The 24,219-nt window shown below is 71.0% G+C and carries 21 protein-coding genes and 1 pseudogene; 15 read left to right on the top strand and 7 right to left on the bottom strand.

Translation table 11 applies throughout. From position 1 onward, the window contains the following. Positions 1-4: 4 nt before the first annotated feature. Genes HNR28_RS01455 through iscA form a run of 3 tightly spaced genes read left to right on the top strand, consistent with a single transcriptional unit; the run spans position 5 to position 1,957 of the window. Positions 5-1,216, top strand: a complete 1,212-nt coding sequence (locus tag HNR28_RS01455; RefSeq protein ID WP_151025029.1) for an IscS subfamily cysteine desulfurase — start codon at positions 5-7, stop codon at positions 1,214-1,216. Further along, positions 1,216-1,665 (top strand): iron-sulfur cluster assembly scaffold protein, encoded by a 450-nt coding sequence (locus tag HNR28_RS01450; protein WP_151025028.1) that lies wholly within the window; start codon positions 1,216-1,218, stop codon positions 1,663-1,665. The genes HNR28_RS01455 and HNR28_RS01450 overlap by 1 nt, the downstream gene beginning before the upstream one ends. Then, positions 1,634-1,957, top strand: a complete 324-nt coding sequence (gene iscA, locus HNR28_RS01445) for an iron-sulfur cluster assembly protein IscA (protein ID WP_043682908.1) — start codon at positions 1,634-1,636, stop codon at positions 1,955-1,957. Before HNR28_RS01450 ends, iscA begins: the two co-directional genes overlap by 32 nt. Positions 1,958-2,107: 150 nt before the next feature. On the opposite strand, the gene lysS is transcribed toward iscA, so the two are convergent. After that, positions 2,108-3,631 (bottom strand): lysine--tRNA ligase, encoded by a 1,524-nt coding sequence (lysS, locus tag HNR28_RS01440; RefSeq protein ID WP_151025027.1) that lies wholly within the window; start codon positions 3,629-3,631, stop codon positions 2,108-2,110. Positions 3,632-3,713: 82 nt separating this feature from the next. Further along, positions 3,714-4,818, bottom strand: a protein-coding gene (gene prfB, locus HNR28_RS01435) for a peptide chain release factor 2 (protein ID WP_148304947.1) whose coding sequence is annotated in 2 segments (ribosomal slippage) — positions 3,714-4,736 and positions 4,738-4,818 — 1,104 coding nt in all. Because the reading frame shifts where the segments join, the coding sequence is not laid out codon by codon here. A gap of 156 nt (positions 4,819-4,974) precedes the next feature. Between prfB and HNR28_RS01430 the strand changes: the two genes are divergently transcribed. Beyond that, positions 4,975-6,096, top strand: a complete 1,122-nt coding sequence (locus tag HNR28_RS01430; protein ID WP_151025026.1) for a tellurite resistance/C4-dicarboxylate transporter family protein — start codon at positions 4,975-4,977, stop codon at positions 6,094-6,096. Between the two features lie 55 nt (positions 6,097-6,151). Here HNR28_RS01430 and HNR28_RS01425 read toward each other — a convergent pair whose 3' ends face one another. Beyond that, positions 6,152-6,712 carry a hypothetical protein gene (locus tag HNR28_RS01425; protein WP_151025025.1) on the bottom strand — a complete coding sequence of 187 codons (561 nt, stop codon included), beginning with the start codon at positions 6,710-6,712 and terminating at the stop codon, positions 6,152-6,154. Between the two features lie 191 nt (positions 6,713-6,903). Here HNR28_RS01425 and HNR28_RS01420 point away from each other — a divergent pair, with 191 nt between their 5' ends. The 4 genes from HNR28_RS01420 to HNR28_RS01405 all read left to right on the top strand — a co-directional run bounded on the left by HNR28_RS01420 (position 6,904) and on the right by HNR28_RS01405 (position 10,555). Next, positions 6,904-7,677: an ABC transporter ATP-binding protein gene (locus HNR28_RS01420; RefSeq protein WP_151025024.1), complete on the top strand. Its 774-nt coding sequence runs from the start codon at positions 6,904-6,906 to the stop codon at positions 7,675-7,677. Further along, positions 7,674-8,666 carry an ABC transporter substrate-binding protein gene (locus HNR28_RS01415; protein ID WP_151025023.1) on the top strand — a complete coding sequence of 331 codons (993 nt, stop codon included), beginning with the start codon at positions 7,674-7,676 and terminating at the stop codon, positions 8,664-8,666. The genes HNR28_RS01420 and HNR28_RS01415 overlap by 4 nt, the downstream gene beginning before the upstream one ends. 253 nt (positions 8,667-8,919) lie before the next feature. Then, positions 8,920-9,648, top strand: a complete 729-nt coding sequence (locus HNR28_RS01410; RefSeq protein ID WP_151025033.1) for an ABC transporter permease — start codon at positions 8,920-8,922, stop codon at positions 9,646-9,648. A 112-nt stretch (positions 9,649-9,760) separates the two neighbouring features. Then, positions 9,761-10,555 carry a type 2 periplasmic-binding domain-containing protein gene (locus tag HNR28_RS01405; protein ID WP_184142452.1) on the top strand — a complete coding sequence of 265 codons (795 nt, stop codon included), beginning with the start codon at positions 9,761-9,763 and terminating at the stop codon, positions 10,553-10,555. A 96-nt stretch (positions 10,556-10,651) separates the two neighbouring features. Here the strand turns inward: HNR28_RS01405 and infA are convergent, their stop codons facing one another. Then, on the bottom strand, positions 10,652-10,918 hold the full coding sequence (gene infA / locus HNR28_RS01400; protein ID WP_043682898.1) for a translation initiation factor IF-1: 267 nt from the start codon (positions 10,916-10,918) through the stop codon (positions 10,652-10,654). A 391-nt stretch (positions 10,919-11,309) separates the two neighbouring features. Here infA and HNR28_RS01395 point away from each other — a divergent pair, with 391 nt between their 5' ends. Both HNR28_RS01395 and HNR28_RS01390 read left to right on the top strand, forming a co-directional pair. Next, positions 11,310-12,218 carry a DMT family transporter gene (locus tag HNR28_RS01395; RefSeq protein WP_043682896.1) on the top strand — a complete coding sequence of 303 codons (909 nt, stop codon included), beginning with the start codon at positions 11,310-11,312 and terminating at the stop codon, positions 12,216-12,218. Between the two features lie 7 nt (positions 12,219-12,225). After that, a complete protein-coding gene (locus HNR28_RS01390) occupies positions 12,226-13,170 on the top strand; it encodes a DMT family transporter (protein ID WP_244978157.1) in 945 nt (314 codons plus the stop codon). Positions 13,171-13,273: 103 nt separating this feature from the next. Here HNR28_RS01390 and recJ read toward each other — a convergent pair whose 3' ends face one another. Together recJ and HNR28_RS01380 are read right to left on the bottom strand one after the other, a co-directional pair. Beyond that, the gene (gene recJ, locus HNR28_RS01385) at positions 13,274-14,977 is read right to left on the bottom strand and encodes a single-stranded-DNA-specific exonuclease RecJ (protein ID WP_151025197.1); all 1,704 of its coding nucleotides are present in this window, start codon (positions 14,975-14,977) and stop codon (positions 13,274-13,276) included. Next, positions 14,962-15,873 (bottom strand): hypothetical protein, encoded by a 912-nt coding sequence (locus HNR28_RS01380; RefSeq protein ID WP_170288508.1) that lies wholly within the window; start codon positions 15,871-15,873, stop codon positions 14,962-14,964. The genes recJ and HNR28_RS01380 overlap by 16 nt, the downstream gene beginning before the upstream one ends. Positions 15,874-15,916: 43 nt before the next feature. Between HNR28_RS01380 and HNR28_RS01375 the strand changes: the two genes are divergently transcribed. From HNR28_RS01375 to HNR28_RS01365, 3 genes and pseudogenes are all read left to right on the top strand, one after another. Further along, positions 15,917-17,188 carry a lipoprotein-releasing ABC transporter permease subunit gene (locus HNR28_RS01375; RefSeq protein WP_151025199.1) on the top strand — a complete coding sequence of 424 codons (1,272 nt, stop codon included), beginning with the start codon at positions 15,917-15,919 and terminating at the stop codon, positions 17,186-17,188. Continuing rightward, positions 17,181-17,864, top strand: a pseudogene (locus HNR28_RS01370) (ABC transporter ATP-binding protein); the annotation flags it as partial. The gene HNR28_RS01375 and the pseudogene HNR28_RS01370, both read left to right, overlap by 8 nt. 328 nt (positions 17,865-18,192) lie before the next feature. Next, on the top strand, positions 18,193-19,032 hold the full coding sequence (locus HNR28_RS01365; RefSeq protein ID WP_151025201.1) for a TatD family hydrolase: 840 nt from the start codon (positions 18,193-18,195) through the stop codon (positions 19,030-19,032). Here the strand turns inward: HNR28_RS01365 and HNR28_RS01360 are convergent, their stop codons facing one another. Then, positions 19,033-19,383: a VOC family protein gene (locus HNR28_RS01360; RefSeq protein ID WP_151025202.1), complete on the bottom strand. Its 351-nt coding sequence runs from the start codon at positions 19,381-19,383 to the stop codon at positions 19,033-19,035. 176 nt (positions 19,384-19,559) lie between these two features. Between HNR28_RS01360 and HNR28_RS18210 the strand changes: the two genes are divergently transcribed. Continuing rightward, on the top strand, positions 19,560-22,703 hold the full coding sequence (locus HNR28_RS18210) for a ComEC/Rec2 family competence protein (RefSeq protein ID WP_151025203.1): 3,144 nt from the start codon (positions 19,560-19,562) through the stop codon (positions 22,701-22,703). Between the two features lie 281 nt (positions 22,704-22,984). Next, positions 22,985-24,217: a 3-methyl-2-oxobutanoate dehydrogenase (2-methylpropanoyl-transferring) subunit alpha gene (locus tag HNR28_RS01340; RefSeq protein WP_151025204.1), complete on the top strand. Its 1,233-nt coding sequence runs from the start codon at positions 22,985-22,987 to the stop codon at positions 24,215-24,217. Positions 24,218-24,219 lie beyond the last annotated feature (2 nt).

Raw genomic sequence — 24,219 nt, 5'->3', positions numbered from 1 at the left:
TTCGATGCCACAGGACCCGCTTCCGATCTACCTGGACCATTCCGCCACCACGCCCGTCGACGCCCGCGTCCTCCAGGCCATGCTGCCCTGGCTGACCGAACGCTTCGGCAATCCGGCCTCGCGCAGCCATGCCTGGGGCTGGGACGCGGAAGAGGCCGTGGAGCGGGCCCGGGCCCAGGTCGCGGGGCTGATCCACGCCGATCCGCGCGAGATCGTCTGGACTTCCGGCGCCACCGAATCCGACAATCTGGCGATCAAGGGCGCGGCCCATTTCCATGCCGGCCGGGGCCGGCACATCGTCACGGTCCGCACCGAGCACAAGGCGGTGCTGGATCCCTGCCTGGAACTCCAGCGCCAGGGTTTCGAGATCACCTGGCTGGAGGTGGACGCCCGCGGCCTGGTGAGTCCCGAGGCCCTGGCCGCCGCGCTGCGCCCCGACACGATCCTGGTGTCGGTGATGCTGGTGAACAACGAAATCGGGATCATTCAGGACATCGCCGCGCTGGCCGCGCCGTGCCGCGAACGCGGCATCCTGTTCCATACCGACGCCGCCCAGGCCACCGGCAAGCTGCCGATCGACGTCCAGGCGCTGGGCGTGGACCTGATGTCCCTGTCGGCGCACAAGACCTACGGCCCCAAGGGCGTCGGCGCGCTGTACGTGCGCCGCAAGCCGCGCGTGCGCCTGGAGGCCCAGATCCACGGCGGCGGCCACGAACGCGGCCTGCGCTCGGGCACGCTGCCCACCCACCAGATCGTGGGCATGGGCGAGGCCTTCGCCCTGGCGGGCGAGCTGATGGACGCCGAAGTCCCCCGCATCCGCGCGCTGCGCGACCGCCTCTGGGACGGCCTGCGCGACCTGCCGGACGTCTACGTCAACGGCGACCTGGAGCGGGGCGTGGCGCACACCCTGAACATCAGCGTGGCCCACGTCGAGGGCGAGGCCCTGCTGATGTCCGTGCCGGAGCTGGCCGTCTCCTCGGGCTCGGCCTGCACTTCGGCCAGCCTGGAGCCGTCCCACGTGCTGCGCGCCCTCGGGCGCAGCGACACCCTGGCGCACAGTTCGCTGCGCCTGACGCTGGGGCGCGCCACCACGCAGGACGAAGTGGACCGCGCCGTGCGGCTGCTGCGCACCCAGATCGGGCGCCTGCGCGAGCTTTCCCCCCTGTGGGAAATGCGCCGGCAGGGCACGCTGGGCGCTTGGGCGGAGCACTGCTGATGGCGGGTCCGTCGTACGGGCCGCAGGTCCTGGAACACTACCTGCATCCGCGCAACGTCGGCTCTTTCGACGCGGCCGATCCCCGCGTGGGCACCGCGCTGGTGGGTTCGCCCGAGCTCGGCCAGATCCTGAAGCTGCAGATCCGGCTGGATGGCGCTACCATAGAGACCGCCTGCTTCCGGGCCTTCGGCTGCGGCGAGGCCATCGCGGCCGGATCGCTGGCCACCGAATGGCTGCCGGGGCGCAGCCTGGACCAGGCGCTGGCCATCGGCAGCCAGGACTTCGTCCAGGCGCTGGGTCTGGCCGCCGACAAGCTGCATTGCGCGCTGCTGGCTCAGGACGCCATCCGCGCGGCCGTGGCCGACTACGCCCGCAAGCACCCGAATCCATCGACAACCACCGTTCCTGAGGCACATCATGGGAATCACGCTGACGCAACAGGCCGCTGAACACATCCAGCGCCATCTGGACAAACGCGGCAAGGGCCTGGGCCTGCGCCTGGGGGTCAAGCCCTCGGGCTGCTCGGGCATGTCCTACCACTTGGAATACGTGGACGATCCCTCCGCCGAAGACCAGGTCTTCGAGCAGTTCGGCGCGCGCGTGTACGTGTCGCCCGACAGCCTGCCCTACCTGCAGGGCACCGAGCTGGACTACGCCCGCGAGGGCCTGAACGAGGGCTTCCGCTTCAACAACCCCAACGAAAAGGCCGCCTGCGGCTGCGGGGAATCGTTCACCGTCTGAGCGCACAGGCCGGCCGCGCCCGCCTTGCGCGGCAGGCGCGGGCCGGGACCCGGACAGGGGATCGGCCCGCGGATCGGACAGCGAAAAGGCCGGATTTCCGGCCTTTTCGTCGTGGTGCGCACAGGATGCGCCGTTCCCGCGGGACGCCGATCAGTCCTCGGGCCGCAGGTGCGGGAACAGGATCACGTCGCGGATGTTGGGGCTGTCGGTGAGCATCATCACCAGCCGGTCGATGCCGATGCCGCAGCCGCCGGTGGGGGGCATGCCGTATTCCAGGGCGCGCACGTAGTCCGCGTCGTAGTACATGGCTTCCTCGTCGCCGGCGTCCTTGGCGGCCACCTGGGCGTGGAAGCGCGCGGCCTGGTCCTCGGGATCGTTCAGCTCGGAGAAGCCGTTGGCGATCTCGCGCCCGCAGGCGAACAGCTCGAAGCGCTCCGTGATGCCGGCCTGCGTGTCGGAGGCCCGCGCCAGCGGCGAGACTTCCACCGGATAGTCGATGATGAAGGTGGGATGCCAGAGCTTCGCTTCGGCGGTTTCCTCGAACAGCGCCAGCTGCAGCGCGCCCAGACCCGCGTGGGCCAGGGCCGGGCCGTCCATGTCCGCGCCCAGGCGGCGCAGTTCGCCGCGCAGCCAGGCTTCGTCCTGCAGCTGGGCGGGCGCGTAGCCGGGCGCGTGCTTCAGGATGGCCTCGGTGATCGTCAGGCGGTCGAAGGCGCGTTCCAGGTCCAGGGGCTGGCCCTGGTAGCTCAGGCTGGCGGTGCCGCAGGCGCGCCGCGCGGTCTCGCGGATCAGGGACTCGGTGTAGTCCATCAGCCAGCGGTAGTCGGTGTACGCCGCATAGAATTCCATCATGGTGAATTCCGGATTGTGGCGCGGGCTGACGCCCTCGTTGCGGAAATTGCGGTTGATCTCGAACACCCGCTCGAAGCCGCCCACGATCAGGCGCTTCAGGTAGAGCTCGGGCGCGATGCGCAGGTACATCTGCATGTCCAGCGCGTTGTGGTGGGTGACGAAGGGCTTGGCCGCCGCGCCGCCGGGGATGGGGTGCAGCATCGGGGTCTCGACTTCCAGGAAATCGGCCTCCGACATGATCTGGCGGATCGCCGTGACGATGCGGCTGCGCGCCAGGAAGGTCTCGCGCGTGCCCTCGGTCATGATCAGGTCCACGTAGCGCTGGCGGTAGCGCAGTTCCTGGTCGGCCACGCCGTGGAACTTGTCCGGCAGGGGCCGCAGGGATTTCGACAGCAGGCGCAGCGACTGCACGCGCAGCGACAGCTCGCCCTTGCGCGTCTTGAAGACCTCGCCTTCGGCGCCGACGATGTCGCCGATGTCCCAGGCCTTGAAGGCGGCGTAGGCCTCGTCGCCCAGCACGCCCCGGTCCAGGTACAGCTGCAGGCGCCCGCTGGCGTCCTGCAGCGTGGCGAAGCTGGCCTTGCCCATGATGCGCTTGAGCATCATGCGCCCGGCGACACGAGCGCGCCGCCCCAGGGCCTGCAGGGCGTCCTCGTCCAGCGCGCCGCAGTCCCGGTGCAGGTCGGCGGCGCGGGCGTCGGGACGGAAGTCGTTGGGGTAGGCGGGGCCGGCCTGGCGCAGCGCGTCGAGTTTGGCGCGGCGCTCGGCGATCAGGCGGTTCTCGTCGGGGGCTTGGACTGGGGTGTCGTTCTGCGAGGTCATGTCGTGCAATGAGTGGGAGAGGACGAGGGCGGCCGGGAAGGCCCGGCCGCGGCGGCCGGAGGCGTCCCGTGCGCGCCGCGGGCTAGACGCCCTGCTTGAGGCTGGCCGTGATGAAGGGGTCCAGGTCGCCGTCCAGGACCTTCTGGGTGTTGGAGATCTCGACGCCGGTGCGCAGGTCCTTGATGCGGCTCTGGTCCAGGACGTAGGAGCGGATCTGGTGGCCCCAGCCCACGTCGCTCTTGGCGTCTTCCAGCTTCTGCTGCTCGGCCATGCGCTTGCGCATTTCGAGTTCGTAGAGGCGCGACTTCAGCATCTGCATGGCTTCGGCGCGGTTGCGGTGCTGGGAGCGGTCGTTCTGGCACTGCACGACGATGCCGGTGGGCTGGTGCGTGATGCGCACGGCCGAGTCGGTCTTGTTGATGTGCTGGCCGCCGGCGCCGCTGGCGCGGTAGGTGTCGATGCGCAGGTCCGCCGGGTTGATGTCGATCTCGAAGGAGTCGTCGATCTCCGGATAGACGAAGACGCTGGCGAAGGAGGTGTGCCGGCCGTTGGACGAATCGAAGGGGCTCTTGCGCACCAGGCGGTGCACGCCGGTCTCGGTGCGCAGCAGGCCGTAGGCGTATTCGCCCTCGAACTTGATGGTGGCCGACTTGATGCCGGCGACTTCGCCCTCGGATTCTTCCAGGATCTCGGTCTTGAAGTCCTTGCGCTCGCCGTAGTGCAGGTACTGGCGCAGCAGCATGGAGGCCCAGTCCTGGGCCTCGGTGCCGCCGGCGCCGGCCTGGATGTCGACGAAGCAGTTCAGGGGATCGGCCGGGTTGTTGAACATGCGGCGGAATTCGAGCTCTTCCAGGCGCTCGCCCAGGGCGGCGCAGTCCTGCTCGATGGCGAGCAGGGTGGCGTCGTCGTCATCGGCGCTGGCCAGCTCGAACAGGTCGCGCGCGTCGTTCAGGCCGCGTTCCAGGTCGGCCAGGGTGTGGACGACGGTTTCCAGGGATTTCTTTTCGCGGCCCAGGTCCTGGGCGTGCTGCGGATCGTTCCAGACGTCCGGGTTTTCCAGTTCGGCGTTGACGACGAGCAGGCGTTCGGCCTTGGCATCGTAGTCAAAGATACCTCCGCAGCAGACCCTGGCGCTCGGTGTAGTCGTCGATGCGGGCGATGATCTGGTTCTGGCGTTCGGCTTCCATGGAGGTGTCCTGTGTGGGGCGCGCGCAGGAGCGTCCGGTGTCTGGTTCCAGGGCCGGGCGCGCGCATTAAAATGCGGGTCAATCCGCCATTTTAGCGCGCTCCGGGCAGGGGCGCCGGAGGGCGGCGCAGCGCCAAACCAGAAGGAGGCCCCCGCCATGCAAGCACCGGAACCGGACCGCCGCGTACCCGCTCCCGCCGGCCCGCGCGGGCTCAAGCCCGCGGACACCGCGCCGCCGTGGTGGCAAGAACCCCTGCGCGGGCTGTCGCCGGCGTATTTCGGCCTGGTGATGGCCACCGGCATCGTTTCGCTGGCCTCGGACATGATGGGCCATCCGCGGCTGGCGCGGGCGCTGTTCGCCCTGAACGCGGTCCAGTACGTGGCGCTGTGGCTGGCCTACCTGCTGCGCGCGTGGCGGTTCCCCCGGCGCTTCTTCGGCGACATGATCGACCACGCCAAGGGGCCGGGCTATTTCACGATGGTGGCGGCCACCGGCATCCTCTCCAGCCAGTTCGTCCTGCTGCGCGACGACCTCGCCACGGGCTTCGCCCTGTGGGTGCTGGCCGTGGTCCTGTGGGTGGGGCTGACCTACACGATCTTCACCGCCTTCACGGTGAAAAAGGACAAGCCGCCGCTGGACCGCAGCATCAGCGGCGCCTGGCTGCTGGCGGTGGTGGCGACCCAGGCGCTGGCGGTGTCCAGCGCGCTGCTGGCGGCCCGCAGCGGACAGCCCTTCCGCCTGGAGCTGAACCTGATGGCGCTGTCGATGTGGCTGTGGGGCGGGATGCTGTACATCTGGATGATGTCGCTGATCTTCTACCGCTACAGCTTCTTTCCCTTCTCGCCGGGCGACCTGTCGCCGCCGTACTGGATCAACATGGGCGCCATGGCGATCTCCACCCTGGCCGGCTCGCTGCTGATCCTGAACGCGCCCCAGGCGCCGTACCTGGTGTCGCTGCTGCCCTTCCTGAAGGGCTTCACGGTGTTCTACTGGGCCACCGGGACCTGGTGGATCCCGATGCTGCTGCTGCTGGGGATCTGGCGCTACGTCTTCCAGCGCTTTCCGTTCAGCTACGATCCGCTGTACTGGGGCGCGATCTTCCCGCTGGGCATGTACGCCGCCTGCACCTGGCAGATGAATCATGCGATGGGCTTCGACTTCCTGGGCTTCCTGCCCCCCGCGTTCCTGTACGCGGCCTGGCTGGGCTGGCTGCTGACCTTCGCCGCGATGGTCCGCCGCCTGCTGCGCCTGGCGCGGGGGCGGCCGGCCCCGGGTTGAGGCCGGCCGCGTTCCGGTCCCGGGGCCGGCCGCGGGCCGGATCAGGCGGTGCCGATCAGGCGGTGCCGTCGAGCCGGGCGCAGTCGGCCGTCAGCTCGTCCAGGGCGGCGTCGTCCAGCAGGCGGGCCGCCATGGGCAGCAGTTCCTCGTCGGCGCGCGTCAGCCAGGCCAGGTAGTCGCCGGTCCAGGCGGCGAGGGCTTCATGGGCGTCGCGGACTTCATGGGCGTCGCGGGTATCACGGGCTTCACGGGCATCAAGGGCTTCACGGGCGGCGAGGGCGTCGCGGGCATCACGGCCGGCCGCATCGGCACGCCCTTCCAGGACGGGGCGGACGGCCTGGCGCCAGCGCCGGTCCAGGTCGGCGCGGCCCCGCGCCAGGCCGCCGGTCATGCCCTTCAGGCACACGGCGTCGGATCCCGCCATCGATTCGATCAGGGCGGGAAACAGGCGCTGCTCCAGGATGTCGTGCGCGATGCGCGCGGGGCCTTCGATCCAGGCGATGGCGGCGCGCGGGTCGGACGCCTCCGCGCCGGCGAGCGCCTGGAGGCGCCGGCGGGTCCCGGCATGGACGGCCAGCAGCCGGGCGAGCGGATCCGGAGAGGACGGACTGGACATGGGGAAGGGGGTTCCAGGGTGGCGGATGCCCTATCGTAGCGCCGCGGCCCGCTTCCGTTCCAGCCGCGGTCCCTTCTTTATATTCCCATAAGAAATAAAGAAATGGTGAATGAATCGTTGTTGCTCATTAAGCTGGATCGTTAAAGTATCGAACATCCTTGATACCGATTTCTTTCCCGCCGGCCGCGCATATGAATCTCTCTTTCCAACAGGTTGAAAAGCATTTCGGCGACCTGCGGGTGGTCGAACACTTCGAGCGCGACATCGCGCCGGGCGAGCTGGTGGCGCTGGTCGGGCCGTCGGGCTGCGGCAAGTCCACCCTGTTGCACATGGCTGCGGGCCTGGAAAAGCCTTCGTCCGGCCAGGTGCTGGCCGACGGGCGGCCGGTGCGCAAGCCCGATCCCAGCCGCATGCTGATGTTCCAGGAAAACGCGCTGTACCCCTGGCTGACCCTGGTGCAGAACGTGGCCATGGCTCTGGAGCTGCAGAAGGTCGGCCGCGCCGAGGCGCAGCGCCAGGCGCGGCTGTGGCTGGAGAAGGTCCGCCTCAAGGGCTTCGAGGACTATTTCCCGCACCAGGTCTCGGGCGGCATGCGCCAGCGCTGCGCCCTGGCGCGCGCCTTCATCACGCACCCCGAGGTGCTGCTGCTCGACGAGCCCTTCGGCGCGCTGGACGCGCTCACCCGCATGACGCTGCAGGACGCCCTGCGCACCCTGATCCGCGAAACACGGCCCACGGTGCTGCTGGTGACCCACGACGTGGACGAGGCGCTGTTCCTGGCCGACCGCATCCTGGTGTTCAGCGCCCGGCCGTCGCGCGTGCTGAAGGAATTCCACCTGTCGGACACCGACAAGACCCACGACCTGTCGAACTTCGCCGCCATGCGCCGGGAAATCCTGGGCCTGCTGGGCATCGTCGACGACACCGAACACGCATCTTCCATTTCCGAGGAACTCGCAGCATGAAAATTCGTTTCCTGATTCCCCTGCTCGCCGCGCTGACGCTGGCGTCCCAGGCGCAGGCCGCCGAACCCTTCAAGGTCGGCTACATCCGCGTCATGGACGACGCCCAGGCCATCGCCGCCTACGAGGGCAAGTTCTACGAGAAGCAGGGCCTGGACGTGCAGCTGATCGAGTTCAAGTCGGGCACCGATCTGATCAAGGCCATCGTCGGCGGTCAGCTCGACACCGGCGTGCTGGGCTTCACCAACGCGGCCTCCTGGTCCTCGCGCGGCGCGGACCTGAAAGTGGTGGCCGGCGCGCAGCGCGGCTTCCACGCGCTGGTGGTGCGCGAGGACACGGGCATCAAGGACGTGGCCGGCCTGAAGGGCCACACCCTGGCTTCCCAGAAAGAAGGCAGCACGGCCGATACGGTGCTGCGCGGCGTGGTGCTGAAGAACGCCGGCCTGGCGCCCGAGGACGTGACGGTGATGGGCGTGAGCCCGCAGGTGGCCGTGCAGTCCCTGGTCGGCAAGCGCGTGGACGCCGCCTTCCTGTTCGAGCCCCAGGCCAGCATCGCCCAGTTGATCGCGCCGGTCAAGCAGATCTACGAGGTCGGCGAAGTCTGGCCCTTCCCCTGCATGGTGACGATCACCTCGGGCGAGACCCTGAGGAACAGGAAGGACCTGGTCTGGAAGTCGCTGGATGCCCAGCGCGAGGCCATCGATCTGCTGCAGAGCAAGCCCGACGAGGCCGCCAAGCTGATCGCCGGCTACTTCATCGCCGAGCCGACCCTGAAGACCCTGGAGCATGGCGACCTGCCGCGCGAGCAGATCATCAGCAAGGCGATCCAGACCCAGACCTTCAATGCCGCGCTGACGCCGCAGGATCTGGCGCGCATGCAGGAAGTGGCCGACATCATGCAGGCCCAGGGCGCGCTCAAGACCCAGGACGGCAAGCCCTACGAGGTGAAGTCCATCGTCGACCTGGACTGGCAGCAGACCCGCAAGCTCTGATGCGCCGGACGGCGGGGTGCGCGATAATGGCACCCCGCCCGTAGGCTCCTCCACGCGGCGCGGCGGTGCGCCGCCGCGCATGAACGAGCCTGAAACTTCTCGATGGCCGGGCAGGGAAACGCTGGATGGGCCGAGCGGCGGGCGGATGCCGCGGCTCGTGGATTCGTCCAGCGCTTCCCCGATCCCGGCCATGCCGTGTCTGGAATCCATGAGCAAAAAACGACGCCTCTCCCCGGCCGCGCGCAAGCTGGCCATGCTGATCGCCATCGCCGCCATCCTGCTGTTCTGGCAGATGGCCGCCTGGACCCTGCCGGACTTCCTGATGCCCGGCGTGCCCAAGGTGCTGGAGCGCGTGTGGCACGACATCCAGACCGCCGAATTCCGCGCCATCCTGGCCGGCAGCATGGGGCGGCTGGGCGTCGGCTACGGCTTCGCGCTGCTGTTCGGCATCGGCTTCGGCCTCGCGGGGGGGCTGCTGGTGTTCTTCCGCGAAGTCCTGAAGTCCGCCATCATCGTGCTGCAGTCGATCCCCTCGATCGCCTGGGTGCCGCTGTTCCTGATCCTGATGGGCTTCGGCAATGTGCCCATCATCGTGGTGATCGCGCTGGCCGCGTTCTTCCCGGCGGCCCTGTCGGTCATGAACGCGACCGAAAGCGTGCTGCAGACCCACGTGTCGGCGGCCCGGGTCATGGGCGCCAATCCCTGGGACATGCTGCGGCGCGTCTACCTGCCCGCCGTCATGCCCGAGCTCATCACCGGCGCCCAGCTGGCCTTCGGCAACGCCTGGCGGGCGCTGATCTCGGCCGAGATGCTGATCGGCTTCGGCCAGGGGCTGGGCCGCTCGCTGGCCTATGCGGGCGAGACGGCCGACATGGTGGGCGTGATGGCCAACATCCTGACCATCGCCATCCTGGCCACGCTGATCGACCAGGTGTTCCTGGAAAACATCAAGCGCAAGGTGCTGCGCTATCAATACGTGTGAGGCCCGGCCGGCGGCCGGGAGGGGCGAAGCCATGAAGGAAGCTGCGAATCCATTCCCGCGGACCGGTCCATTCCCGCGGACCGGTCTGCCGAGGGGGCCGCTGGCGGGCCTGATGACGGGGCTGCTGGCGAGCCTGGTGGCCGGGGCGCTGGCGCTGCCGCGGGCCGGCCTGGCGGCATCCGCCGGGGATGCGCCGGCGGCCGCCGCGGCGGCGGGCGAGGGCTGGGTCCTGGGCGTGGCGGCGGTGCCGGCGCCCCAGGCGCCGGGCGCCAAGGTCCGCACCCCGGCCCGCATCGAGGTCCTGGCGGGGCGGGCGGAGCAGGGCGGCGGCACCCTGCGGGCCGTGGCGGCCGGGCAGGCCGCGCGGCAGGTCGCCGAGGGCGCGCTGGATGCCTGGGTGGGGGTGTGGTCCGGCGACGATGCCGTGCCGCCGGCGGGCGTGCGCGCCGCGGCGCTGGCCTGGTCGGCCAGCCCCATGGCCATCATGCGCACCGATACCGACATCCGTGCATGGTCCGACCTGAGCGGCCGGACCGTGTGCCTGAGCGCCGACGGCCGCGCCTCCGGCGAACTGTCGGCGCGTTTCGGCGCGATCGAGCAGCTTTACCCCTCCGCGGCCGACGCGCTGCTGGCGCTGCGGATCGGCCAGTGCGACGCGGCCGTGCAGGACGAGGATTTCCTCAAGGCGCTGCTGGCGTTTCCCGAGTGGAAGAAATTCTCGGCGCAGCTGGCGCCCTATCGGACGCTGACGCTCACCCGCCTGACGCGCGATGGTCTGGCGGCGCCGCGCGAGGCGGCCATGCGGCAGGCCACGTCGCCGGAGCGGCTGCGCGCGCTGGCGCGCCTGCAGGCCCGGGACATAGCGTTCGAGGTGTATCTGGATCAGACGGTGCCGGACTGCCACTGAGTCCGGGACGGGCGGCGGGCGATGCCGGAGGATCGCCGGGCGCGGAGGACGCGGACCCGGTCCGGCGGTTGCGCCGGAGAAGGGGCGCGGGCGGGATCAGTGGCGGCGGCGGGGAGCCGGCGCGCTGCTGGCGCCGGGACCGCGGTTCAGGTGGCGGAAGGTGATGCGGCCCTTGGTGAGGTCGTAGGGCGACATTTCCAGGGTGACCTGGTCGCCCGCCAGGATGCGGATGTGGTGCTTGCGCATCTTGCCGCCGGTGTAGGCGATGACCGGGTGCCCGTTGTCCAGCGTCACGCGGAAACGGGAATCCGGCAGGACTTCCGTCACGGATCCGTGCATTTCGAGCAGTTCTTCTTTGGCCATGGTGGTGCGCTCCGGTGTAGGGACAAAAAATCAGCGGGCACGCGGTGCGCCGGGGGCGCGGCATGCGGACGGGGTCGCGGGGGCGATCGGAATCCGGGCAGGGGCGTAAAACCCCCGAAGGGACGGCGGGAAAATCCCGCGTAGACCGGCAAAAAAGCTGCCAGAATTGAAAACCGCTGATTATCAAGTACTTATAATCATAGTGCTTGAGGCATCTTATGTCAAGAATTCATCAGGGAATTCATCAGGGATTCGTCAAGAATCCATGACGGGGATTTCGGGTGCATGGCGCGGCGTTTCGCCTGCGCGGTGGGACGCGGAGCCGGCGCGCCGGGCGGTGCGGGTAGCGGTGCGGGTAGAATTCCGGCTGAGTTCCTGTTTCCCGATCCGCATGAATGAACGAATGAGCCCCGGCACAGCGGCCCTGTTGCTGATTCCCCCCCTGTTGTGGGCGGGCAACGCCGTCGTCGGCCGGGCGGTGGCCCAGATGGTGCCTCCCCTGACCCTCAATTTCCTGCGCTGGGCGGTGGCCCTGCTGCTGCTCCTGCCCGTGGGCTATCGGGTGCTGCGCGCGGGCAGCGCCGTCTGGCGGGAATGGCGGCGCTACGCCGTGCTGGGCCTGCTGGGCGTGGGGCTCTACAACTCGTTGCAGTACCTTGCGCTGCATACCTCGACGCCGGTGAACGTGACGCTGGTGGCGGCCAGCATGCCGGTGTGGATGCTGATCGTGGGCCGCGTGTTCCACGGCGTGGCGATCCGGCCGGCCCAGGTGGCGGGCTCGGTGCTGTCGCTGGCGGGGGTGGCCGTGGTGCTGTCCCAGGGAAACTGGGAACAGCTGCTGACGCTGCACTTCGTCGCCGGGGACCTGCTGATGGTGCTGGCCACCATCGTCTGGGCCTTCTACAGCTGGCAGCTGACGCGGGTGCCGGCCGACGCGCCGGTGCGGGCCCATTGGGCCGGCTTCCTGCTGGGGCAGGTGGTCTACGGCGTGGCCTGGTCGGGCCTGTTCGCGGCGCTCGAATGGGGGCTGACGGACTGGCGGATCGACTGGGGCTGGCCGCTGGCGCTGACCGTGGCCTTCGTCGCCGTCGGCCCGGCGGTGATCGCTTTCCGCTGCTGGGGCGCCGGCGTGCAGCGCGTCGGCCCCACCCTGGCGGGCTTCTTCAACAACCTGACGCCGCTGATCGCCGCCCTGCTGTCGCTGGGGCTGCTGGGCGAGCACCCGCGGATTTTCCACGCGCTGGCCTTCGCCCTGATCATCGGCGGCATCGTCCTGTCCTCGCGGCAGCCGCGCGAGTGAGCGCGCCATGAGCCTGGATGCGCGGGGAGACGGGCCGCCGCCGCTGCTGTCCTACGGCAGCCTGGCGGCTAGCATGTTCGTGGTCGGCGCCTGCGTGGCCCTGAGCAAGCCGCTGGCGGCCGTGTTTCCCGTGTTCCTGCTGGGCTGGCTGCGCTTCGGCATCGGCGGCGCCGGCATGCTGCACTGGCTGCGCCGGCCGGCCGCGGAGCCCGCGCCCACCGCGCGCGTGCGCCTGCTGGTGTTCCTGGAAGCCTTCATCGGCAGCTTCCTCTTCACGGTCTTCATGGTGCTGGGCGTCAGCCTCAGCGGCGCCGTGGCGGCCGGGGTCGTGATGTCGGCCATCCCGGCCGCGATCGCGCTGCTCAGCCGCGTCGTGCTGCGCGAGGCGATCCGTCCGCGCGTGCTGGCGGCCATCGCCTGCGCCGTCTCCGGCATCGCCCTGCTGGCGCTGGCGCGGCCCGGGCCGGCGCAGGCGGCGGGCGGTCCGGCCGGCAGCGGGGAGGACCTCTGGCTGGGCTACGCGCTGCTGGGCGGCGCGGTGCTGTGCGAGGCCTGCTATGCCGTGATCGGCAAGCGCCTGACGGCGGTCCTGTCGTCGCGGCGCATCAGCGCCCTGATGAACCTGTGGGGTTTCGCGCTGATGCTGCCGGCGGGCGCCTGGGCCGCCTGGCGGTTCGACTTCGGCGCGGTGTCCTGGACGGTGTGGGGGCTGCTGCTGTTCTACGGCCTGGCGTCGAGCTGGACCATCTGGCTGTGGATGACCGGCCTGCGCCGCGTGCCGGCCTCGCGCGCGGGGGTGTTCACCGTGATGCTGCCGGTCGGGTCGGCCTGCGTCGGGGTCTGGATGCTGGACGAGCCCTTCGGCGTGCCGCAGGCCCTGGCCTTCGGCCTGGCCCTGGCGGGCCTGCTGCTGGCCGCGTGGCCGACGCGCTCCGGCGCCGCGCCGGGCTGAACGGCGCGGCCGCGGTCCGGGGGGCCGGCCGCGGCTGCGCGGCTATTCGACTGCGCGGCTTGCGGCGGGGCGGCCGCGGCGCGCGGCGATCCCCGGGCCGCCCTCAGGCCGCGTCCCGCGCGTCCTCGATCAGCAGCTGCACGCTGCTGCGCCCTCCCCAGGTATTGCAGTCCAGCCGGTAGACGGCCTCGATGGCGTCGGGCAGGAGGTCGGCGTGATTGAACCAGATGGCGTCCAGGCGCAGGCCGTCGCGCTCCAGGAACAGTTTCAGGTGCCTGTCCTTCAGCAGGCGCTGGTGCAGGACGCGGAAGCGGTCCTGGAACAGGGGCGGCGGGAATCCGGCGCCCCAGATCTGGTCGGCCAGCAGGCCGGCGGTTTCCACGGTCAGGTAGTCCGGTTCCAGCGAACCGTCGGTGTCCAGGCGCGGCTCGAAGGATTCGCGCCCGCCCAGGGTGCGCACGGCGGCGTCGAACTGCCGCGAAAAATCGTCGAAGGCCGCCGTGCGCAGCGTCAGGCCGGCCGCCATGGCGTGGCCGCCGAACTGCAGGATCGCGCCCGGCAGCCGCTTGCTGACGAGGTCCAGCGCGTCGCGCAGGTGGACTTCGGGAATCGAGCGGCCCGAGCCGCGCAGGGTGTCGCCGTCGTCCGGCGCGAAGGCCAGGGCGGGGCGCCAGTAGGTTTCCTTCAGGCGCGAGGCCACCAGGCCGATCACGCCCTGATGCCAGCCCGGCTGCCAGACGCAGACGCTGGCGGCGCGGGCCTGGGCGGTCGCGTCCAGCTGCGCCAGGGCTTCGTCGCGCATGACGGTTTCCCGGACGCGGCGTTCGCGGTTGATCTCGTCCAGCGCCCGGGCCAGTTCCAGGGCGCGGCCGGGATCGTCCTCCAGCAGGCAGTGGATGCCCAGGCTCATGTCGGCCATGCGGCCGGCGGCGTTGATGCGCGGCCCCAGGGCGAAGCCCAGGTCGTCCGTGCCGGCCCGCGCCGGATCGCGGCCGGCGACCTCGAACAGGGCCGCCAGCCCGGCCTGCATGCGCCCCTGGCGGATGCGCCGCAGCCCCTGGCCGACCAGCAGCCGGTTGTTGGCGTCCAGGCGCACCACGTCGGCCACCGTGCCCAGGGCCACCAGGTCGGCGTAGGCTTCGAGCTTCGGGCCGCCCTTGGGGGACAGGACGCCGCGCGCGCGCAGCGCGGCGCGCAGGGCCAGCATGACGTAGAAGATCACGCCCACGCCGGCCAGGTGCTTGGAGGGAAAGCCGCAGCCGGCCTGGTTCGGATTGACGATGACCAGGGCGTCGGGCAGGTCGGGGCCGGGCAGGTGGTGGTCGGTGACGATGACCTCGATTCCCGCGTCGCGCGCGGCGGCGACGCCTTCGATGCTGGCGATGCCGTTGTCCACCGTCACCAGCAGGTCCGGCTTGCCGGCCGGATGGCGGCAGGCCAGCTCGACCACCGCCGGGGACAGGCCGTAGCCGGTCTCGAAACGGTTGGGGACCAGGAAATCGACCCGCGCGCCCATCTCGCGCAGGGCGCGCACGGCCACGGCGCAGGCGGTGGCGCCGTCGCAGTCGTAGTCGGCCACGATCAGCAGCCGCCGTCCGGCCTGGATCGCGTCGGCCAGCAGCTCGCCGGCCTGATCGACGCAGCCGAGCCGGGCGGGGGGGATGAGGGCGGCCCATTCGGTGGGGCCGGCCTGTTCCAGGCCGCGGGCGGCCCACAGGCGGGCCAGCAGAGGGTGGGCGCCGGCCGCCGCCAGGGCCCGGGTGCGGGCCGGGTCGGCGGTGCGCGCGAGGATCAGCGGGCGCACCACCAGCGCCTCCAGTCGTGCGGACGCAGGCGCCGCAGCCAGCCGCCGCGCGCATCCAGTTCCACGGTGCGTTCGCGCCCGGTCAGCACCAGCGTGGGCGCGGCGCCGGCCAGGGGAGCGAAGCAGCGCCGCTCCAGGTCCGCCAGCGCCTCGATCCAGCCGCCCCAGTCCTGGGCCGCGGCATGGGCCTGCAGCGCGGTCTCGATGCGCAGATCATCCGGCAGCGGGCGGCTCAGCTGGCTGCGGCGCGCGCCGCCGTACAGCCACAGGCTGTTGACCGGCGCCAGGCCTTGCGCCTGGCGCTGCTGGTTGACCGGATGTTCGTACCAGGCCATCTGCAGGCCGTTGACCAGGCGGCGCCAGGGCCGCGCCGCCGGGTCCTGCGGCCACCAGTCGTTGACGGCGCTGACGGCGACCAGCGCCGGGCTGGCGCAGGCCAGGCGGACCGGTTCTGGCCAGTGGACCCGCCAGGTATCGGGAGTGTCGGGCGTCAGCCCGATGCCGCTGTCGGCGATCAGTTCGCGGGCGGCTTCCATCAGGGCGGCGGACTGCTCGGCCGTGATCGCCAGCGTGTCGGCCGGCAGCAGGGCCGCGCCGTCGCGCGAAGGCGCCATGTGGATCAGCTCGGCCAGCCAGACGGGCTCGTCGTCCGCCCCGGGCAGGCGCAGCGGCCCCAGTCCTGCGCTAATATGCTCGTCTTGTGCCGGCGTGAATCCGCTTGCGCGAAGCAGCCAGTGTTCCAGCGGCGTGCACCAGGCGTCCGAGGCCGGACAGGCCGCCGTCTTCGGCGTGCCCAGGCCCAGCCAGCGGGCCAGGGTGGGGGCGCGTTGCGCCAGGTGGGGCGCCAGTTCGGCGGCGACTTCGGGTTCGGGCAATGCCCCGGGGATCACGATGTGCATGGCGGAATTGTAGGGTATCAATCGGACGAGGATGGCGATACGCATGGCGTATGAATGGTGGATAGGGGCGCGCTACGCGGGCCTGGCCCGCGCGGGGCGGGGCGGACGCCGCGGCGACCGCTTCGTGTCCTTCGTGGCGGCGAGTTCCATGGCCGGCATCGGCCTGGGGGTGGCGGCCCTGATCATCGTCCTGTCGGTGATGAACGGCTTCCAGACCCAGGTGCGCGACCGCATGCTGTCGGTGCTGCCGCACATCGAACTCTACGTGCCCGGCTCGGATCACGCGCAGGTGCTGGAGCATTGGCGGGACCTGGCCGACGCCGCCCGCCGGGACCCGGCCGTGCGGGGCGCGGCGCCGTTCGTCGCGGCCCAGGGCATGCTGGCGCGCGGCCAGGGCCTGAGCGGCGTGCAGGTGCGCGGCATCGATCCGGCCATCGAGCCCGAGGTCTCCGACCTGGCCGGCCAGATGGCTTCGGGCAAGCTCGACAGCCTGGCGCCCGGCTCCTTCAACATGGTGGTGGGCAGCCAGATCGCCCAGTCCCTGGGGCTGATGGTGGGCGACACGGTGCTGCTGCTGGCGCCGCAGGGTTCGATCTCGCCGGCCGGCTTCACGCCGCGCATGCGTCAGTTCACGGTGTCGGGAATCTTTTCCTCCGGCTACTACGAATACGATGCCTCGCTGGTGTTCATCGACGTGCGGGACGCCGCCCGGGTGTTCCGCGACAGCGGCGTGAGCGGCGTGCGTCTGCGCATCGCCGACATGCAGCGCGCCCCCCAGGTGGCCCATTCCCTGCTGGAGCGGATGCCGGCGGGCGTGCGGGCCATGGACTGGACCCAGAACAACCGCACCTGGTTCGCCGCCGTGCAGACCGAGAAGCGCATGATGTTCCTGATCCTGACCCTGATCGTGGCGGTGGCGGCCTTCAACCTGCTGTCCTCGCTGGTGATGGCGGTCAAGGACAAGCGCTCCGACATCGCCATCCTGCGCACCCTGGGCGCCACCCCGGCCGAGATCGCGCGCATCTTCCTCATCCAGGGCGCCCTGATCGGCGTGGTGGGCACGCTGGTAGGCATGGCGCTGGGCACGCTGGTGGCCTACAACATCGGCGTGATCGTGCCCTGGATCGAGCATGCGCTGGGCATCCAGTTCCTGCCCCAGCAGATCTATTTCATCAGCGAGCTGCCGTCCAATCCCCAGGTGGGCGACATCGCCGTGATCGGCGGAACCTCCCTGGTCCTGTCGCTGCTGGCCACGCTGTATCCCAGCTGGCGGGCCTCCCGCCTGCAACCCGCCCGAGTGCTGCGCCATGACTGATTCCGCCGCCCCCGACGCCGTGCTGCGCGCCGAGCACCTGGCCAAGACCTACGACGAGGGCGCCGGGCGGGTCGAGGTCCTGCGCGATGTCAGCCTGGCGGTCCACGCCCACGAGATGGTCGCCGTCGTCGGCGCCTCGGGCTCGGGCAAGAGCACGCTGCTGCACGTGCTGGGTCTGCTGGACGAGCCCGACGCGGGGCGGCTGTGGATCGCCGGGCAGGCCGCCACGGGGCTGGACGAGCGGCGCCGCAGCCGCCTGCGCAACCAGGCCCTGGGCTTCGTCTACCAGTTCCATCACCTGCTGCCGGAATTCACCGCGCTGGACAATGTCGCCATGCCCCTGATCGTGCGCCGCTGCTCGCGGGCGCAGGCCCGGGCGCAGGCCGCCGGGATCCTGGACCAGGTCGGCCTGGCGGACCGGGCCATGCATTTCCCCGGCCAGCTCTCGGGCGGCGAGCGCCAGCGCGTGGCCCTGGCGCGGGCATTGGTGACGCAGCCGGCCTGCGTGCTGGCCGACGAACCCACCGGCAACCTGGACCGGCACACGGCCGACGCCATGTTCGCGCTGCTGGCGCGCGTCAACCGGGAACTGGGCACGGCCTTCGTCATCGTCACCCACGATCCGGCGCTGGCGGCCCTGGCGCACCGGCGCTTCCACATGCAGGCGGGGCGGCTGGATGAGGCCGGACATGGCGCAGTCCCTGCGGACTGCGCCATGCCTGACGAATCCGAGCCGCTTGCAAGCGGCGAGGTGGATAGGGCCGGACATGGCGCAGTCCCTGCGGACTGCGCCATGCCTGACGAATCCGAGCCGCTTGCAAGCGGCGAGGTGGATAGGGCCGGGTAGGCCGCGGGCCTGGACGGGCCGGGTCAGGCGCATGCTGCATCCGGTCGCCCGCGGCGCTGCCGCGGTGCGGCCCGGGGCGGCCGCTTCCGGCCATGCCCGGTCGCCCGGCGGTTTGACCGGCGCCGGGCCGCAGGCCCGCTACCCGAACGGAGAGCCCATGCTGATCGACACCCATTGCCACCTGGACGCCGCGGAATTCGACGCGGACCGGCCCGCCGTGATCGAGCGCGCGCGGCGCGCGGGCGTCCGGGGCATCGTGATCCCGGCCGTGGCGCGCGCCAACTTTGCGGCCGTCCGGGACCTGGCGCATGCCACTCCGGGCGCCTGCTACGCCCTGGGCATCCACCCGCTGTACGTGGAGCGCTCGGCCGAGGCGGACCTGGACGCGCTGGATGCCGCCCTGGCGGCGGCGCGCGACGATCCCAGGCTGGTGGCGGTCGGCGAGATCGGGCTGGATTTCTTCGTCGAGGAAGCCAGGGCGCCGGAACGGCGCGAGCGCCAGGAACGGTTCTACACGCGCCAGCTGGACCTGGCGCGGCGCCACGGCCTGCCGGTGCTGCTGCACGTGCGCCGGTCGCAGGACGTGCTGCTCAAGCATCTGCGCCGCCGCCCGCCGATCGGCGGCATCGCCCATGCCTTCAACGGCAGCTTCCAGCAGGCCGGGCAGTTCATCGCGCAGGGCTTCGCCCTGGGGCTGGGCGGGGCCATGACCTTCGAGCGCGCCCGGCAGATCCGCCGTCTGGCCGCGCAGTTGCCGGCCGAGACCCTGGTGCTGGAGACCGACGCGCCCGACATTCCCCCCGCCTGGCTGGGGCGCGGCGCCGACGGCCGGCCGCGGCCCGCGCGCAACGAGCCGGCGCAGACGGCCGGCATCGCCCGCGTCCTGGCCGGGCTGCGCGGTCTTGATGCCGAGGCGCTGATCGCGCAGTGCGCCGTCAATGCCCGCCGGGTGCTGCCCCGGCTGGCGCGCGCCCTGGGTGAGGCGGATGGCGCGTAGCTATTCGTGCTGAAGAATATTGACGAGCGTACCGAGCGGGTCCCTGACGTAGAACCGGCGGACGCCCCACGGCTCGTTGGCGGGACCGTATTCCACCCGGATCCCGCCTTTCCGCACGCGTTGCAAGGCCTCATCGAGGTCATCCACCTCGATGGACAGGTCCGGTACGGGCGTGTCGGAACCGCCCTGGCTTGCGAAGCTGACCTGGACCGTCATCTTGCCGGGGCCTGTGTATGTGCGGAGCCAGCCGTGGTCCATGGCGAGTTCGAGATCCAGAATGTCCCGGTAGAACGCATCCACCGCGGCGGGTTCGGGTGTCGGGATGTTGGCGACGATTCGTTTGACCTTCATGGGATCTCCAGATGTGCGGGTTGCCAATCCGACAGCTTATTGAAGCCGGACGCTTTTCCACAAGCGGGTCTTGCCAGGCACTACGTGGTTTCCCCCCTGGACCGGAATGCGCGTGAGGCGTTCCGGCGGCCCGTTCACCCCATAAGCTGAAAGAGGATTCGTTTTCGGGGGAAGGCATGCTCGGGCGCGCGATGACGGCGGCGGGACTGGGCGGCGTGCTCGGCGCCCATCGGCTGGCCGATCTGCCGGGGGGCGGTGCGCTGGCGCTGGTTTCCTGCATGGCGGGGCTGGCGGCATGGGCGGCGTGGCGGGCCGGTCGTGGGACCGTCCGGAACGGCGGTGCGATGCGGCGCGTGGGGGCGTGCTGGGCGGAGCGGCCAGGTGCGGCCGATCATCGCGCCGGTCCGATGGAATCGGCCTGGAGGCGCGGTTCGGGTCCGGGGCGCGGCGTCCTGCTGCGCGCGTCGATCCTGTGCCTGCTGAGCGCCTGGGCCGGTTTCGTCTTCACCGTGCTGTGCGCCCAGGCGCGGCTGGCACAGGCGCTGGCCGACGGCAACGTGGACCGCGTGTCGCGGGTGACGCTGCGCGTCGACAGCCTGCCCCGGCTGCGGCCAGACCTCGTGGCTTTCGAGGCCGTGGTGCTGGACGCGCATCCCGGCGGCGTGCCGGAGCGCGTGCGGGTGCGCTGGCCGGCCGCCGGCTGGCGCGGCCCCTATGCGCCCGCGCGGCCGCCCGATCCTCCGTTTCCCGAAGTGCGTCCCGGCCAGGTCTGGCGCATGGCCCTGGTGCTGCGGCCGGTGCGCGCCGCGCAGAATCGGCATGCCTTCGATGCCGAGGCCCATGCCTTTGCCGCCGGCATCCGTGCGCAGGGCACGGTGCGAGGCACACCGGAATGGCTGCGCGACGAGGACTGGGCGGGCCTGTCCGTGATCGCCGGGCGCGCGCGCCATGCGGTGCGCGAGGCCATGGCGCCACATCTGCAGGGCCTGCGCTACGGGCCGGTGCTGCGGGCGCTGGCCATCGGCGACCAGGACGGAGTGGACGATGCCGACTGGGCCGTCTTCAACCGCACCGGCATCACCCACCTGGTCTCCATCAGCGGTTCGCACATCACCCTGCTGGCCGGCGCGGGCGGGCTGGCGGTGTATGGCCTGTGGCGCCGTCTGCGCTGGCGCGGGCGCTGCCTGGCCGAGCGCTGGCCCGCCCGGCGGGCGGGCGCCCTCGCGGCGCTGCTGGTCGCCTGGCTGTACTGCCTGCTGGCGGGCTGGGGCGTGCCCGCGCGGCGCACCTTCATGATGCTGGCCGTGGTGGCGGGCGCCCAGACCCTGCAGCTGCGCGTCAGCGGTTCACGGGTGCTGGCCCTGGCGGCCGCGGCGGTCGTGCTGACGGATCCCTGGGCGGTGCTGGCGGGCGGATTCTGGCTCTCGTTCCTGGCCGTGGCCGTGCTGCTGGCCGTCAGTGCGCGGGCGGAGAATGCCGGCGAGGACGGAGCGGCCGGGGAGCGGCTGCTCGGGGATGACCGGACGGGGAACGAGCCGGTCGGGAATGAGCCGGTCGGGAACGAGCCGGCGGGGAATGAATCATCTGGGAACGAGCCGATCAGGAATGGGCGGGCTGGGGGTGAGCAGGCTGGCGATGAGCAGGCTGGCGATGAACAGGCTGGCGATGAACAGGCTGGGGGCGGGCAGGCCGGGAATAGGGCGGCGGCCGTGCCTCGTTCGGCGCCTGGCGCCCGCCCGGCCGAGCGGCGGCGCGACCGCTGGCTGCGCGGCCTGATGCTCGCGGCGCGCCTGCAGTGGGCGATCACCTGGGCCCTGGCGCCGCCGCTGGCCTGGACCTTTCACGAGGTCTCGCTGGTGTCCCCGCTGGCCAACGCCTACGCCATCCCCGTCATCGAACTGCTGGTCACGCCCCTGTCGTTGCTGCTGGCCGGCGTGGCGCTGGTGCCGGGGCTGGACGCCGTGGCCGCCGGCCTGGCCTGGCTCGCGCATGGCACGCTGGTCCTGATGATGCGGCCGACCGAATGGCTGGCCGCCTTGCCGGCCTGGCCCGTGCCGGCCGGTCCGGCGTGGCTGTATCTGCTGGCGCTGGCCGGGGCGGCGGTGGCGCTCTGGCCGGGGGGTGGATCGGGCGGCCGGCCGTCCGGAGAGCGCATGGCGGGTCCTTTCGGCGAGCCGGCAGAGGCGGGACGAACGGCTTTCGCCGTTCCGGGCCGGGGCGGGGATGGGGAGACGATGGCTGCATCCCATTACGGCGCGGCCGCGCATTGGACCGCTCCATCGCGCCGCCGCGCCCGGGGTTGGGCCGATCCATTGCGCCGCCGCCGCGCCTGGGCCTGGCTGGCCTTGCTGCCCATGCTGCTGTGGCCGCCGGCCCGTCCAGCCGATGGCGAGTGGGACCTGCGTGCGCTGGACGTGGGGCAGGGCAGCGCCTTGCTGGTCCGCACGGCGCGGCACACGCTGCTGTTCGACGCCGGCGCGCGCCACGCGCGGGATGCGGACGAGGGTGTCCGCACGATCGTCCCCGCCTTGAAGGCCCTGGGCGTGCGCCGCCTGGACGCGCTGGTCGTGTCCCATGCCGATCTGGATCATGCCGGCGGAGTCCGCAGCGTGCTGGCGGCGGTGCCGGTGGCGCAGGCTTTCGCTTCCTTCGACCTGGATGCCTGGCTGCGCGCCGAGACCCGCAAGCTGGGCGCCGCCGACACGCCCTTGCCGCGGGCGGCGGCTCCCTGCCGCTTCGGCGATCGCTGGCGCCTGGACGGCGTCGAATTTGAATTCCTCTGGCCGCTGGACGTGCGCGCGCGCCGCCCGGGCGCGGAAGCCAACGCCGGCAGCTGCGTGTTGCGGGTGCGCGGCGCGCATCACAGCCTGCTGCTGACGGGCGACATCGAGATCCGTGCCGAGACGGCCCTGGTCGAACGCGGACTGACGCCGGCGGACGTGGTCGTAGCGGCGCACCACGGCTCGCGCACCTCGTCGTCGGCCGCCTTCGTCGGGGCCGCCGCCGCGCGCCACGTGATCTTCCAGGCCGGCGCCTGGAACCGGCACGGCCATCCGGACACCGGCGTGCTGGAGCGCTGGCGCCGGGCGGGTGCCACCCTGTGGCGCACCGATCTGCAAGGCGGGATCGATGCCCGGTCGCGCGCCGAGGGGCTCACGCTGTCCAGCGTCCTGGAGTCGTCCCGCCGTCATTGGCACGGGCGGGAAGTCTTCCACGGGATGGGCGCTGCGCTGCGCGACGAGCCGCGGCCAGGCGGTCAGGCTGCGGTTCAGTTCTTCGGTCCCGGAACGAGGGACGTTTCGATCTGCAAGCCGGGGTAAATGCCTGGTCGCGCGGCACCGGCCTGTCGTTGTACAGTGTCCTGGAGTCGTCCCGTCGTTAAGGGCATGGACGGCGCCTGTAGTGGTTTTCGCGGTCTTGCGTCTTGGCGCCGGATCGGCGATGATCCGGCAGCCGTCCACAAGACGACTGTGGTCCTTTCGAGAATGTCCGAGCTCATCCGCCCGGCCACGGGAATCCGTTCAGCGGATTTTCCAGGCACCGGCCCGGATTCGGGGATTCTCCTGCGGGCTTGTGAAAAATCCAAAAGATTTTTGCGACCATGACACAGACACCTCTGAAGTTCTACGTGCCCGAGCCCTCGGGGCGTCCCGGTCAGGAAACCGACTTTTCCTATCTGCGCCTGCAACCCGCCGGGGCCGCGCGCAAGCCTCCCATCGACATCGCGCCCTACGACACCCGTGACCTGGCCATGGGGCTGATCCGCGTGCTCGACGACGAGGGCAACGCCCAGGGTCCCTGGGCCGAAGACCCGCCCGATGACGAACTGCTGCGCCGCGGCCTGCGCGCCATGGTCAAGACGCGCATCTTCGATGCCCGCATGGTCATCGCCCAGCGCCAGAAGAAGACCTCGTTCTACATGCAATGCCTGGGCGAGGAAGCCATCGCCATCGGCCAGTCGCTGGCGCTGCGCGAAGGCGACATGCATTTTCCGTCCTACCGCCAGCAGGGCCTGCTCATCGCGCAGGACTACCCCCTGTTCGACATGATGTGCCAGATCTTTTCCAACGACCAGGATCCGCTCAAGGGCCGCCAGCTGCCGGTGCTGTATTCGGTGCCGGAAAAAGGCTTCTTCACGCTGTCGGGCAACCTGGGCACGCAGATGCCCCAGGCGGTGGGCTGGGCCATGGCCTCGGCCATCAAGGGCGACACCCGCATCGCCTGCGGCTGGATCGGCGACGGCGCCACGGCCGAGTCCGACTACCAGACGGCGCTGCTGTTCGCGCACGTGTACCGGGCGCCGGTGATCCTCAACGTGATCAACAACCAGTGGGCGATCTCCACCTTCCAGTCCGTCGCGGGCGGCGAGGGCATCACGCTGGCGGCGCGCGGCATCGGCTCGAATCTCGCCTCGCTGCGGGTGGATGGCAACGATTTCCTGGCCGTCCACGCCGTGTCCCGCTGGGCCGCCGAACGGGCGCGCAGCAACCACGGCGCCACGCTGATCGAATGGGTCAGCTACCGGGCCGGGCCGCACTCCACGTCCGACGATCCCTCCAAGTACCGGCCGGCCGACGACTGGTCGCGCTTCCCGCTGGGGGACCCGATCACGCGCCTGAAGGAACACATGCTCAAGCGCGGCATCTGGTCCGAGCAGGAACACCAGGAACTGCAGAAGGCCTGCGAGGCCGAGGTCGTGGCCGCCCAGAAGAAGGCCGAGGCCCACGGCACGCTGGCCACCGGGCGCACCAGCAGCGTGGCGACCATGTTCGAGGACGTGTACAAGGACATGCCGGTCCACCTGCGCCGGCAGCGCCAGGAACTGGGAGTGTGAGC

The organism is Castellaniella defragrans, from assembly GCF_014203015.1.
Lineage (GTDB): Bacteria > Pseudomonadota > Gammaproteobacteria > Burkholderiales > Burkholderiaceae_B > Castellaniella > Castellaniella defragrans.
The sequence above is the reverse complement of the archived record's forward strand: the minus strand, read 5'-3'. Positions and strand labels throughout refer to the sequence as shown.